At 67.4% G+C, this 12521-nt stretch carries 14 protein-coding genes and 1 pseudogene; 8 read left to right on the top strand and 7 right to left on the bottom strand.

All coding sequences use genetic code 11. The features are described 5' to 3' along the window. Positions 1-1061 (bottom strand): RNA polymerase sigma factor (locus tag AC2VOG_RS07460; protein WP_486939274.1); only part of this gene is annotated, 1061 nt, incomplete at its 3' end. A 177-nt stretch (positions 1062-1238) separates the two neighbouring features. Continuing rightward, positions 1239-2051, bottom strand: coding sequence for a polyphosphate--glucose phosphotransferase (ppgK, locus tag AC2VOG_RS07455; RefSeq protein ID WP_486939273.1), 813 nt, complete (start codon positions 2049-2051; stop codon positions 1239-1241). A 117-nt stretch (positions 2052-2168) separates the two neighbouring features. On the opposite strand from ppgK, the gene AC2VOG_RS07450 reads away from it, so the two are divergent. Continuing rightward, positions 2169-3044 (top strand): inositol monophosphatase family protein, encoded by an 876-nt coding sequence (locus AC2VOG_RS07450; protein ID WP_486939272.1) that lies wholly within the window; start codon positions 2169-2171, stop codon positions 3042-3044. 5 nt (positions 3045-3049) lie between these two features. On the opposite strand, the gene cei is transcribed toward AC2VOG_RS07450, so the two are convergent. Further along, positions 3050-3700: an envelope integrity protein Cei gene (cei, locus tag AC2VOG_RS07445; protein ID WP_486939271.1), complete on the bottom strand. Its 651-nt coding sequence runs from the start codon at positions 3698-3700 to the stop codon at positions 3050-3052. A 186-nt stretch (positions 3701-3886) separates the two neighbouring features. On the opposite strand from cei, the gene AC2VOG_RS07440 reads away from it, so the two are divergent. After that, positions 3887-4189 carry a DUF4193 domain-containing protein gene (locus AC2VOG_RS07440; RefSeq protein WP_486939270.1) on the top strand — a complete coding sequence of 101 codons (303 nt, stop codon included), beginning with the start codon at positions 3887-3889 and terminating at the stop codon, positions 4187-4189. A gap of 24 nt (positions 4190-4213) precedes the next feature. Here AC2VOG_RS07440 and AC2VOG_RS07435 read toward each other — a convergent pair whose 3' ends face one another. Continuing rightward, the gene (locus AC2VOG_RS07435; protein WP_486939269.1) at positions 4214-4690 is read right to left on the bottom strand and encodes a DUF3093 domain-containing protein; all 477 of its coding nucleotides are present in this window, start codon (positions 4688-4690) and stop codon (positions 4214-4216) included. A gap of 25 nt (positions 4691-4715) precedes the next feature. Here AC2VOG_RS07435 and dut point away from each other — a divergent pair, with 25 nt between their 5' ends. After that, positions 4716-5180: a dUTP diphosphatase gene (gene dut / locus AC2VOG_RS07430; RefSeq protein ID WP_486939268.1), complete on the top strand. Its 465-nt coding sequence runs from the start codon at positions 4716-4718 to the stop codon at positions 5178-5180. 57 nt (positions 5181-5237) lie between these two features. Further along, positions 5238-6019: pseudogene (locus AC2VOG_RS07425) on the top strand (DUF3710 domain-containing protein). Positions 6020-6040: 21 nt separating this feature from the next. Here AC2VOG_RS07425 and AC2VOG_RS07420 read toward each other — a convergent pair. Next, a complete protein-coding gene (locus AC2VOG_RS07420) occupies positions 6041-6742 on the bottom strand; it encodes an alpha/beta fold hydrolase (protein ID WP_486939267.1) in 702 nt (233 codons plus the stop codon). 116 nt (positions 6743-6858) lie between these two features. Here AC2VOG_RS07420 and AC2VOG_RS07415 point away from each other — a divergent pair, with 116 nt between their 5' ends. Then, on the top strand, positions 6859-7227 hold the full coding sequence (locus AC2VOG_RS07415; protein ID WP_486939266.1) for an OB-fold nucleic acid binding domain-containing protein: 369 nt from the start codon (positions 6859-6861) through the stop codon (positions 7225-7227). Positions 7228-7295: 68 nt separating this feature from the next. After that, positions 7296-7931 carry a DUF3159 domain-containing protein gene (locus AC2VOG_RS07410; protein ID WP_486939279.1) on the top strand — a complete coding sequence of 212 codons (636 nt, stop codon included), beginning with the start codon at positions 7296-7298 and terminating at the stop codon, positions 7929-7931. On the opposite strand, the gene AC2VOG_RS07405 is transcribed toward AC2VOG_RS07410, so the two are convergent. Together AC2VOG_RS07405 and AC2VOG_RS07400 are read right to left on the bottom strand one after the other, a co-directional pair. Continuing rightward, positions 7882-8544, bottom strand: coding sequence for a potassium channel family protein (locus tag AC2VOG_RS07405; RefSeq protein ID WP_486939265.1), 663 nt, complete (start codon positions 8542-8544; stop codon positions 7882-7884). The genes AC2VOG_RS07410 and AC2VOG_RS07405 overlap by 50 nt on opposite strands. Then, complete coding sequence (locus AC2VOG_RS07400; protein WP_486939264.1) at positions 8541-9212, bottom strand: potassium channel family protein; 672 nt, start codon at positions 9210-9212, stop codon at positions 8541-8543. Before AC2VOG_RS07400 ends, AC2VOG_RS07405 begins: the two co-directional genes overlap by 4 nt. A 105-nt stretch (positions 9213-9317) precedes the next feature. On the opposite strand from AC2VOG_RS07400, the gene AC2VOG_RS07395 reads away from it, so the two are divergent. Both AC2VOG_RS07395 and AC2VOG_RS07390 read left to right on the top strand, forming a co-directional pair. Then, on the top strand, positions 9318-11309 hold the full coding sequence (locus AC2VOG_RS07395) for an APC family permease (protein ID WP_486939263.1): 1992 nt from the start codon (positions 9318-9320) through the stop codon (positions 11307-11309). 29 nt (positions 11310-11338) lie between these two features. Continuing rightward, positions 11339-12517, top strand: coding sequence for a class I SAM-dependent RNA methyltransferase (locus AC2VOG_RS07390; protein ID WP_486939278.1), 1179 nt, complete (start codon positions 11339-11341; stop codon positions 12515-12517). The last annotated feature ends 4 nt before the right edge of the window (positions 12518-12521 follow it).

The raw sequence follows: 12521 nt of genomic DNA, 5'->3' as shown, positions 1-12521 counted from the left end.
AGCAGCTCACGCTGAATACGGCCGAGCTTGTTGATCACCTCGACCATGTGCACCGGGATGCGGATCGTGCGGGCCTGGTCGGCCATCGCGCGGGTGATCGCCTGGCGGATCCACCAGGTCGCGTAGGTGGAGAACTTGTAGCCCTTGGTGTAGTCGAACTTTTCGACCGCGCGGATCAGGCCGAGGTTGCCCTCCTGGATCAGGTCGAGAAACGCCATGCCGCGCCCGGTGTAGCGCTTGGCCAGCGACACCACCAGCCGCAGGTTGGCTTCCAGCAGGTGATTCTTGGCGCGGTCGCCGTCGCGGCAGATCCACTGGTAGTCCCGCCGCTGAGCTGCGGGAAGCTTCTCGCCCTTCTCGGCGAACTCCGTCATCAGCTGCGTGCAGTACAGGCCCGCTTCGATCCGCTTGGCCAGCTCGACTTCTTCTTCGGCGTTGAGCAGCGCCACCTTGCCGATCTGCTTGAGGTAGGCGCGAACGGAGTCGGCCGACGCGGTCAGCTCGGCGTCCTTGCGGGCCTGCCGCAGGGCTTCGGACTCGTCCTCGTCCCAGACGAAATCTCCTGAGGCCTTGTCCTTTTCGCTCGGCTCGGCGATGTCCTCGTCGTCGCCGGCGGCCTTGCCGGGCGCCTTCGCATCCGCCTCGTCGGTGTCGGAGTGCTCGGACACGTCGACCTCGGACACGTCGACCTCGAGAACGTCGCCCTCGAGGTTCAGGTCTTCATCGGCGAGGTCGATCTCCTCGACCGGTTCGCCGTCGAGTTCGGCGTCGGTGTCGAGGTCGTGCTCGGCGGCCACGAGATCGGTGGCGGCCTCTGTGTCACCGGTGCCCTTCGTCGTCGCCTTCTTGGCGCGTCCTCGAGGCGGCGCCGCCTTGGCTGCGGCGCCCTTGGTGGCGGTGTGAGCCTTGGGAGCGGCGGCGTTGGCGGTTTTTGCCGGCGCTTTGGCTGCCTTGGTGGTCGCGCCGTTGGCGGCCTTGGCCGGCGAGCGTTTGGCGGGAGCTTTGGCGGCGGTGCGCTTCACCGGCTCATCGGTCGCCGGTCGTGCCTTGGTCGCTGCCACGTAAACCCCTTCGGTAGAACTCTCTTCCGGTGCCGCAGGCATGCTCAACCGGAAGGACGTCAGCTATGTCGGATGTCGGCGTCGATGATGAGCGTGGATATTCGCCGCTATCGGTTGCGCGGCTGCCGCTGACCATTGTAACGACCGCAACGCCTTACTCCCGCCAGTGCGCGCAAATCAGTGCGTCACGTCGCGCGTCGCCGCCATGGCCGCGCCGACGATTCCGGCGGAATTCTGCAGGGCGGCGGCAACCACCGGGGTGCGGTTTTTCAGCAGCGGCACCCATTTGTCGGCCTTGCGGCTGATTCCGCCGCCGACGATGAACAGCTCGGGACACATGGCGTTCTCGATCGCGATCAATACCTTGGTCACCTGCTTTGTCCACTTCTCGTAGCTCCAGCCGTGCTTGTCGCGAACCGAGGACGCGGCCCGGTGTTCGGCTTCCTTACCGCCCACCTCGAGATGCCCGAATTCGGTGTTGGGCAGCAGAATCCCGTTGTGGATGACCGCCGAACCGATACCGGTGCCGAATGTGAGCAGCACCACTACGCCGGTGGTGTCTTTGCCCGCGCCGTAATGTTGCTCGGCCAGCCCAGCCGCGTCGGCGTCGTTGAGCACGACGACCTCCTGGCCGTTCAGGCCCGCACTGATGACGTCGCGCGCGTTGGTGCCGATCCATTTCTTGTCGACGTTGGCGGCGGTGCGCACGATGCCGTCGGTGACCACCCCGGGATACGTCACGCCGAGCGGTCCGGTCCAGCCGAATTGGTCAACCACGGCGGCGATCGTCTCGGCGACCGACTGCGGCGTGGCCGGCTGGGGCGTCGGCAACTTGCAGCGCTCGCCCACGAGTTCGCCGGTGTCCAGATCGACGATGCCGCCCTTGATGCCGCTGCCGCCGACGTCGATACCGAAACCGCGCTTCGCCGGTGCGGCGCTCGGCGCTGCGGCAGTGGGCGAGTCTGCACTGGGCGAGTCTGCACTGGTCATCGGATCTCCTCGGCGAGACGTGGGCGTCGACGAAAACCCTAATGCGTGGCTCAGTGGTTCGTTGTCCTGTTACCCCGACGTTGCCGAACACGGCAACACCTGTGATGCGATGGGGTGATGAGCACACATGACAAGCGGCCGACGCTGCTGCGCGAGGTGGCGGAACTGCTGGCAGCCGAAGCGGCCGCGTTCGTGCGGCGACGGCGCAGCGAGGTCTTCGGCGCCGACGCAGGCGCTGACGGTGACGACGCGGTGCAGACCAAGACGACCCCGACCGACCCGGTGACCGTGGTCGACACCGAAACCGAACGACTGCTGCGTGATCGGTTGGCGCAACTGCGATCCGGCGAGGCGATACTCGGAGAGGAGATCGGTGGTCCGGCCGATCCGGCGAGCGTCGCGCCCGGCGACGTCACCTGGGTGCTCGACCCGATCGACGGCACGGTGAACTTCGTCTACGGGATTCCGGCGTATGCGGTGTCGGTGGCCGCGCAGATCGACGGCGTCTCGGTGGCCGGCGCGGTCGCCGATGTCGTCGGCGGACGGCTGTACTCGGCCGCCGTCGGCCTCGGCGCCCAGGTCACCGATGCCGAGGGCACCCGCCGCCTGCGGTGCAGCAGAGTCGATGATTTGTCGCGGGCGCTGGTGGGCACCGGGTTCGCCTATTCCGGGCGCCGCCGCACGGTCCAGGCCCAGCTGGTGTCGCGGCTCCTACCGTCAGTTCGAGACATACGCAGAATCGGTTCTGCGGCAATCGATTTGTGCATGGTCGCGGCGGGCCGGCTCGACGCCTACTACGAGCATGGCCTGCATGCCTGGGATTCCGCGGCGGGGGCGCTCATCGCCGCCGAGGCCGGCGCGCGGGTTGTGTTGCCAGCACCGGGCGACCCGGACAGCGACGCTGCCCTGGTGATCGCCGCGGCGCCCGGCGTCGCCGACCAGTTGCTGGCTGCGCTGGGCCAATTCGACGGTCTGGCTCCGATTCCTGGCTGAGGAGGTCAACAGTTGCCGGCGTGGATCTTGGCCAGCAGCGCGGGGTCTGCCGGCTCGGTGTTGCCCGGGCGCAGGCCGGCGAGCACCGCGGCGATGTCATCGCTGTGCGCCAGCGCGCCGAACTCGGTGCCGATGGCCAGGTCGACGGAGTCGTCGGTGCGGTCGTCGCGGTACAGCTCGGCGCAGGGTGCGACCAGCCACACCGCGGCCGCGCCCGCCTGACCGGCCTCGCCGAACCGGATCTGGCCCTGGCAGAGCAGGCGCGTTTTGGCGTAGACGGGGTCGTTGGCCGCCGTCGGTTGGGCGAATCCCAGATCGCGCAGGGCGCCCGCGACATCGGCGGCCTGACCGCCCCGCCCGCTGGCGTTGAGCACTCGGACCTTGGTGTCGGCGAGCTTGGCCGGTGCGACGTTGATCATGGTGCTCCGCGAAACCGGGGTGCCCAGCCGCGGTTGGCCCGGGTCGGTCGGTGCGGGCGGCGGGTTGCACACCGTCGCCTCGTGTACCTCGGCCGGGCGGGTCAGGGCGACGGTCCACACCGCGGCGCTGGCCACCAGCAACACGATCAGCAGGGCGATTGCGGGCCGAGCGTTGCGCCGGCGGAATGGACGACCGTGCTTGTCGACGGCGGTACCGTTAGTGATTTGCGCGACCACGGGGGAACTCTAGGGCACTGAAAGCGCTGGTGTTCAGTGGGAGCTGGCGTGGTCGCCCGGTTGGTGTGAGCTAAATCACACATAATCAGCCAGGAATACGGGCACGAATCATTTTGCGGATGCGTTCGACGCTGGTACAAAGCTTTGCTTGCAGGGTTACCTTGCAGGTTTACGAGGGGACAGACGATGGCTACCGATTACGACGCCCCAAGGCGTACCGAAACCGACGACGTTTCAGAGGACTCGCTCGAGGAGCTCAAGGCGCGGCGAAACGAGGCGGCGTCAGCGGTCGTTGACGTCGACGAGTCCGAGTCCGCGGAGTCCTTCGAGCTGCCCGGCGCCGACTTGTCCGGCGAGGAACTGTCGGTCCGCGTGATCCCGAAGCAGGCCGACGAATTCACCTGCTCCAGCTGCTTTTTGGTGCAGCACCGCAGCCGATTGGCCAGCGAAAACGGCGGCGTGATGATCTGTACGGACTGCGCGGCCTGACTTTGACCGTCGGGCAGTTGCCGACTAGGAGCGCAACGCCGACAACACCCGCTCCGGGTGGCGGGTACTCACCAGCCAGTAGGGCGTCGGGTCGTCCGCGTCGTCCAACACCACCAGCACCATCGGGCCCACCCAGCCGCGGTGGACCACATAGGCGGCGGGATCAAGCTGACGTCCCAGCGCCGCGGACTTGGCCGAGCGCGGTATGTCGGCGGAGCGGGAAATGACCGCGGCCGGCAGATGGGCTTCGCCAGCCCACAACTCGACTCCGCTGTCGGCGGTGGTGACCCGGATCTCGACGCGGCCCAGCCACAGCAATGCTCCGGCGGCGACGGGGAACAACGCGGCGAACGGCAGCCAACTCGGCAGGCTCGGCACACCCATGTTGACTTCGACCGCAATCAGGGCTGCCAAGGCGAAAGCCAGTGGCCACCACCACCACGGCACCCACAAACGCTCGCTGTACCGCACGCTTTGCGGCGTGACTGGCGTTACTGACACCCGGCCAAGGGTAATCTGTGCCCCCGTGTCGACCAGTCTGGCGGTTGTTCGTCTCGACCCCGGGCTTCCGCTGCCCGCCCGGGCCCACCACGGTGATGCCGGTGTAGATCTCTACAGCGCCGAAGACGTCGAGCTGGCGCCCGGACACCGGGCGCTGGTCCGGACGGGCATCGCGGTCGCCATCCCGGTGGGCATGGTGGGGCTGGTGCATCCGCGATCCGGTTTGGCTGCAAGGGTGGGACTTTCAATCGTCAACAGTCCGGGCACCGTCGACGCGGGCTACCGTGGTGAGATCAAGGTTTCACTGATCAACCTCGACCCCGCAGCGCCGATCGTGGTCAATCGTGGCGACCGGATCGCCCAGTTGCTGGTGCAGCGCGTCGAACTGGTCGACTTGGTCGAGGTGGCGTCATTCGACGAAGCCGGTATGGCCGACACGTCCCGCGGCGCCGGCGGTCATGGTTCCTCCGGCGGACATGCCAGCCTCTGACCGCTCGGACGATAGACAGGGCAGTGCGATCGGGGATGGGCAGGAGGAGCGGCGCTTGTGATGGCATTTGGCAGACGTAAACCCAAAGAGGGGCGGTCGGTCGAGGAACCGGACGCGGTGGCCGCACACCGTCAGCCGCAGGCCCCTGCGGAGGCCTTCGGCGCCGACGATCTGGAGGGCCCGTTCGACATCGAGGACTTCGACGAGTCGTCGGTCGCGTTGGAGGGCCGCCTGGACCTCGGTTCGGTGCTGGTGCCGCTGCCCGAGGCGGCACAACTGCAGGTCGAATTGACCGAGAACGGCGTCCCGAGCGCGGTGTGGGTGGTCACGGCCAACGGCCGCTTCACCATCGCCGCGTATGCCGCACCCAAGACCGGCGGACTATGGCGGGAGGTCGCCGCCGAACTGGCGGATTCGCTGCGTAACGACGGGGCCGCGGTCAGCATTCAGGACGGCCGCTGGGGCCGTGAAGTGGTCGGCACGGCGTCCGGCGTGGTGCGGTTCATCGGTGTTGACGGCTACCGCTGGATGATCCGCTGCGTGGTCAACGGGTCGATCGAAAGCGTGGACGCGCTGACCGAGCAGCGCGCAATGCATTACTGGACACCGTGATTCGTCGCGGTGATACACCTCTTCCGGTGCGCACTCCGCTGCCGGTGCAGCTGCCGGAGCCGATGGCGACGCAGCTGCGCGAGGCCGCCGCAGCTCAGGGGGTTGCCGGGCCGCCGGTCGATCCGACCGACACTGACGCCGCCGTCAGCCAAGACGAACCACCGGAGCCGGAGCGTCGCAGCGCGTCGGGCTCGGCGATGCAGCAACTGCGCGGTACCGACGGCTGACCAGGGGATCGGGGCGCGGGCTCACGACGCCGCGTTCAGCGCCGCCAAACACGCGGCGCCCAGCGCGGCGGGGTCGGCACCGATCTGGTCCAGGGTCACGATGCGCAGCCCCGCGTGCGGCGCGGCGGCCAGCCACTGCCGCCCGACGTCGAGCGGATGAATCGGGTCGTCTTTCGCCGACGCGATGCCCAGCGGTGTCGTCAGACCCTGCAGCTCTCGGTAGGTCGGGGCGATATAGCCGGCGGCCTCGTCCATCGCGTCGGGCAAATGCGGCCACTGGCCGCGCCAGGAGCGGGCCAACTCGTCGGCCAGCCACGGCGGGCTCGACGCCCGCATCTGCGCCGTCGTCGCCGCCAGGCCGTCGCCGCGTAGCCGCTGTGCGGAGTGCCGCGCTGCGACCGCAGCGGTCGCTCCGTCGGGTGCACCGGTCCACGCCGGCAGCGCGGCCAGCACCGCGACCGTGCGATCGGGATGCTGCAACGCCCACGCGACCGCCACCGCGGCACCGATCGACACACCACCGACCGCGATCGGTCCGCCGCGGGCAGCGTCGTTCAACGCCTCGAGGTAGCCGTCGATCAATCGTCGCGGCTGCGGCCGTGGCGCCAGTAGCCGCGCGCCGGCGTCACTCAGCGGCGCGCCGAACGCCCGGCAGGCGTAGCTGTCGTCGGAGCCCGTTCCCGGCAGCACGACGGCGGCCACCCCGCGCAGGTCGATAGTCATCCTTAGATAGTGCCTGGGCGTCGCTTGACGATTGGGGAACCATGGGGTCTACGGTGACCGTTGTCGTGAAAGGATCGCGATTACTCGGTTCGATGTGAAGACGCTCAGGAGAGGCCATGGCGGCGGAAAGTTATCTGCGCCGGCTGACTCGTCGGTTGAGTGAGAACCCCGAGCAGCGTGACGCCGAAGAATTGTGCGACGAGGCGGTGACGACCGGCGCGCAGCGGGCTATCGACTGCGAGCGTGGCCAGGAGGTCACCGTGGTCGGAACCCTGCGTAGCGTCGAATGCAACGGCAAGGGCTGCGCCGACGGGGTCCGCGCCGAACTGTTCGACGGCACTGACACAATTGAGCTGGTGTGGTTGGGTCAGCGTCGGATTCCCGGGATCGACTCCGGTCGAACGCTGCGGGTGCACGGACGGCTCGGCAAGCTGGAGAACGGCAGCAAAGCGATCTACAACCCGCACTACGAGATTCAGCGGTGAACCGTGCCGCAGACGCCGACGACAGCGAGCTAGCGAGTCGTGCGGTCGGTCGCACGCCGGCCGACCGGATGATGCAACAACTGGGCGGTGTCGCCGGCATCGTCTACTCGTCGCTTCCGGCGCTGGTTTTCGTCGGTACCTCGCGGCTGATAGGCCTGCCCGCGGCGTCCGGCGCCGCGCTCGGCGCCGCGGCGCTGATCCTGCTGTGGCGTCTGGTGCGCCGCGAGTCCGTCCAGCCGGCCGTCTCCGGGCTGATCGGCGTCGCCGTCTGCGTGGCGATCGCCTACGTGCTCGGGGAGTCGAAAGGCTACTTTCTGCTGGGCATTTGGACGTCGCTGATGTACGGGGCGCTGTTCGCGATCTCGATCGTGATCCGCCGGCCCGTCGTCGGCTACATCTGGAGCTGGCTGCACGGTCACGATCGCGGCTGGCGTGGCGTGCGCCGCGCGGTCTATGCGTTCGACGTCGCCACGCTCACCTGGGTGGTGGTGTTCACCGCGCGCTTCGTCGTGCAGCGGATGCTCTACGACACCGACCGCACCGGCTGGCTGGTGGTGGCCCGGATCGGGATGGGCTGGCCGCTGGCTGCTGTGTCGGCGCTGGTGACGTTTCTGGCGATTCGGGCGGCGCAGCGCGCCCTGGACGCCGAAGCCCTTACGGCGACGGCAGCAGATGCCGGCGCAGTTCCTCTTCCGCCTCGGTGACAGCGACGAACAACAGCTCGTCGCCACCCTCCAGCGGCTCGTCGTCCTGCGGCACGATCACGCGGGGCCCGCGCAGGATCGTCACCAGCGCGACGTCGCGCGGCAGCTGCAACTTGCGGACCGGCTTGCCGCCCCACGGCGTGTCGTCGGGCAAGGTGATCTCGACCAGGTTGGCCTGACCCTTGCGAAACTCGATCAACCGCACCAGTTCGCCGACGGCCACCGCCTCCTCGATCAACGAAGCCAGCATCCGCGGGGTGGACACCGCCACGTCGACACCCCAGGTCTCGGTGAACAGCCACTCGTTGCGCGGGTCGTTGACTCGGGCCACCACCCGTGGCACCGCGAACTCGGTCTTGGCCAGCAGGCTGAGCACCACGTTGGCCTTGTCGTCACCGGTGGCGGAAATCACGACGTCGAACTCGTGCAACTGGACCTGTTCGAGCACGCTCACCTCGCAGGCGTCGCCCAGCCACCAGTGCGCGGCCGGAATGGCATCGGAGTCGATGTGTTCGGGCTTTCGCTCGATCAACGTCACGTCGTGCTTGTTGTCGACCAGTTCGCGGGCCACTGACCGGCCGACCGCGCCCGCTCCTGCGATAGCGACCTTCATGCCCCGGCCTCCTCGCTCGGCGGCAATGCCGCAATGGCCAGTGCCTCGGCCGCCCGCCCGGAGATCGCGGCGATGTAGACCTGATCGCCGGCCTGGATGACCGTTTTGGTTTCCGGGAGTATCCCGGAGCCCAAACGGATCAGGAATGCCACCCGGGCTCCGGTGGCGGCTTCCAGATCGGCCGCTTTTCGGCCCACCCAGTCCTCGTGAAGAGCCACCTCCAGGACCGCGACGGTCCCGCTCGGGTCGCGCCAGCGCGCGGTCTCGCTTTCCTGCGTGAGCGCATGCAGCAGCCGATCTGTGGTCCACGGCACCGTGGCAATCGTCGGGATGCCGAGCCGTTCGTAGACCTCGGCGCGCTTGGCGTCGTAGATCCGCGCGACCACCCGCCGCACCCCGAAGGTCTCCCGGGCCAGCCGAGCCGAGATGATGTTGGAGTTGTCTCCGGACGACACGGCGGCAAATGCGTCGGCGCCCTCGATGCCGGCCTTGAGCAGCACATCCCGGTCGAAGCCCATGCCGAGCACCGTTTCACCGGCGAAATCGGGGCTCAGCCTGCCAAACGCCGTGTCGTCGCTGTCGATCACCGCGACGTCGTGGCCGATCCTGGACAGGCCTTCGGCGACCGCCGAACCCACCCGGCCGCACCCCATCACAACCACCCGCACTGGAGATCCTCTCGACCCGCCCACCATAACGGCCAGTCGGTTGGGAAGACATTCTCGGCCACCGAACCGTACCGGGAGGCGCGGTTGCCCTTACTCTTGGCTACCGTGTCCAAACTTTCGACTGCGACGCGCCGACTGGTGTTGGGGCGGCCGTTCCGCAGCGACCGACTGAGCCACACGCTGCTGCCCAAGCGGATCGCCCTGCCGGTGTTCGCCTCCGATGCACTCTCCTCGGTCGCCTACGCGCCCGAAGAGATCTTCCTGATGCTCTCGGTCGCCGGCCTGACCGCGTATGCGCTGACGCCGTGGATCGGGGTCGCGGTAGCGGCGGTGATGCTGGTCGTGGTGGCCAGCTACCGGCAGAACGTGCACGCCTATCCGTCCGGCGGTGGCGACTACGAGGTGGTCACCACTAACCTCGGTTCCGACGCCGGGCTGACGGTGGCCAGTGCACTGATGGTGGATTACGTTCTCACGGTTGCTGTTTCGACAGCGTCGGCGATGTCGAACATCGGCTCGGCGATCCCATTCGTGGCCACCCACAAGGTGCTGTTCTGCGTTGCCGCGATTCTGCTCGTGATGGGTCTGAACCTGCGCGGGATCCGCGAATCTGGTGTGGCATTTGCCATCCCGACGTATGCGTTCATCGTGGGCGTGGGTGCCATGCTGGCGTGGGGACTCATTCGGATCTATGTGATGGGTGAGCCACTGCGGGCGGAGTCCGCCGGGTTCACGATGCATGCCGAACACGGTGCGATCACCGGCTTCGCATTCGCCTTCCTGGTGGCGCGCTCATTCTCGTCGGGCTGTGCGGCGCTGACCGGTGTCGAGGCGATCAGCAACGGGGTGCCGGCTTTCCGTAAGCCCAAGTCGCGGAACGCAGCAACGACGCTGTTGATGCTCGGTGGGGCCGCGGTCGGCCTGTTGATCGGCATCATCCTGCTGGCCAAGGAAACCGGGGTTCAGATTGTCGACGACCCTGCAGCGCAGTTGGGCGGCATCCCGCGCGACTACCAGCAGAAGACGCTCGTCGCTCAGATAGCGCAAGCCGTCTTCGGAAGCTTCCACATCGGGTTCCTGGTGATCGCGATTGTGACGGCCCTGATCCTGGTGCTCGCGGCCAACACCGCGTTCAACGGATTTCCGGTGCTGGGCTCGGTTCTCGCGCAGGACAGCTACCTGCCTCGCCAACTGCACACCCGCGGTGACCGGCTGGCGTTTTCCAACGGCATCGTGTTCCTGGCGGTCGCGGCGCTGGCGGCCATCATTGCATTTCACGCACAGGTCACCGCGCTGATTCAGCTCTACATCGTCGGGGTGTTCATCTCGTTCACGTTGAGTCAGATTGGCATGGTTCGGCACTGGACTCGGTTGCTGCGCAACGAAACCGACTCAGCCACCCGGCGAACGATGATGCGGTCACGGGTGGTCAACACGATTGGACTCGTGGCTACCGGGGCCGTGCTGCTCGTCGTCATGGTCACCAAATTCCTGGCCGGCGCCTGGATTGCGATTGTGGCCATGACGCTGCTGTTCATTCTGATGAAGCTCATTCGCAAGCATTACGACTCGGTCAGCCGGGAAATCGAGCAGCACGCCGACGATGGCGACATGGTCTTGCCCAGCAAGAATCACGCGGTCGTCCTGGTGTCGAAACTGCATCTGCCGACCCTGCGAGCGTTGGCCTACGCGCGGGCGACGCGGCCCGATGTGATCGAGGCCGTCACGGTGAGCGTCGACGATGCCGAAACCCGCGCGCTGGTCCGCCGCTGGGAAGACAGCGAACTGAGCGTGCCGCTGAAGGTCATCGCTTCGCCGTACCGTGAAATCACGCGCCCGATCTTGGATTACGTAAAGCGGGTCAACAGGGAATCGCCGCGCAGCGTGGTGACGGTATTCCTGCCCGAATATGTGGTCGGCCACTGGTGGGAGCATGTGCTACACAATCAGAGCGCGTTGCGGCTCAAAGGGCGGTTGCTGTTCATGCCTGGGGTTATGGTGACATCGGTTCCCTGGCAACTCAATTCGTCGGAGCGTCTCAAGACGATGCAGCCGCACGCGGCGCCCGGTGATGCCCGTCGGGGGATATTCGATTGACCTATGACATCAGTGCGCCGCCGCCGGCGCTGGGGGAGTTGACGCTGACGGTCGGTGCGCCGGCCAACGGCGGCAGTTGCGTGGCGCGCCACGACGGCCGGGTGGTGTTCGTCCGCCACGCCCTGCCCGGTGAGCAGGTCCGGGTGAGAGTCACCGCCGACCGGGGTTCATACTGGCACGCCGAGACGATCGAGGTCGTCGAATCTTCTTCCGACCGCACCGTGTCGCTGTGTCCGATCGCCGGTGTGGACGGCGCCGGATGTTGCGATCTGGCCTTTGTCGAGCCGGCCGCGGCGCGGGCACTGAAAGCCGAAGTGGTATCCAATCAGCTTGCCCGCCTGGGTAACTACCAGTGGAGCGGTGACGTCCAGCCATTGTCGCCCACCGGCGCGACCGGCTGGCGGACCCGGATCCGGCTCGATGTCGGCATGGATGGACGGCCCGGTTTTCACCGCTATCGCAGCGACGAGCTGATCCCCGATCTGAACTGTGGTCAACTCCCGGCGGGAATGACCGACGGCCTCACCGATCTCGGTGGGCCGCCCGGCGCGCACCTGCACGTCGTCGTCGACGACGACGGTCAACGGCATGTCGCACGCACGGTGCGCCACGGCCGGCGCAATGCGACCGAGGTGGTCGAGGGCAGTCATCAGGGCGTGCAGCGAGCCGGGCGGCACAGCTGGCAGGTGCCGGTCACGGGCTTCTGGCAGGCCCACCGTGACGCAGCCCGAACCTACAGCAACCTGGTGAGCGACTGGGCTCAACCCGATCCGGGTATGACCGCATGGGATCTTTACGGCGGGGCAGGACTTTTCGCCGCGGCTCTGGCCGACGCTGTCGGGGAGTCGGGGCAGGTGCTCACCGTCGACAGCGCGCGAGCGGCGTCTCGCACGGCGCGTGCCACGTTGGCTGATCGTCCGCAGGTGCGCGTCGTCAGCGATTCGGTGCGACGGGCGTTGACCGCGCAGCGCGGACGGGCCGATGTGGCCGTGCTGGATCCGCCGCGCGGGGGAGCCGGGCGCGAGGTGATCGACTTGCTCGCCGCGGCGGAAGTCTCGCGCATCGTCCATATTGGTTGTGAGGCAGCGTCATTCGCCCGCGATATCGGGCTGTACCAGAGTCACGGTTATGCGGTGGAAAAAATGTCGGTGTTCGACTCGTTCCCGCTGACCCACCACGTCGAGTGTTTCGCGCTGTTGACGCGCTGACCGG

Source organism: Mycobacterium sp. TH-M11, from assembly GCF_057473725.1.
The sequence above is the reverse complement of the archived record's forward strand: the minus strand, read 5'-3'. Positions and strand labels throughout refer to the sequence as shown.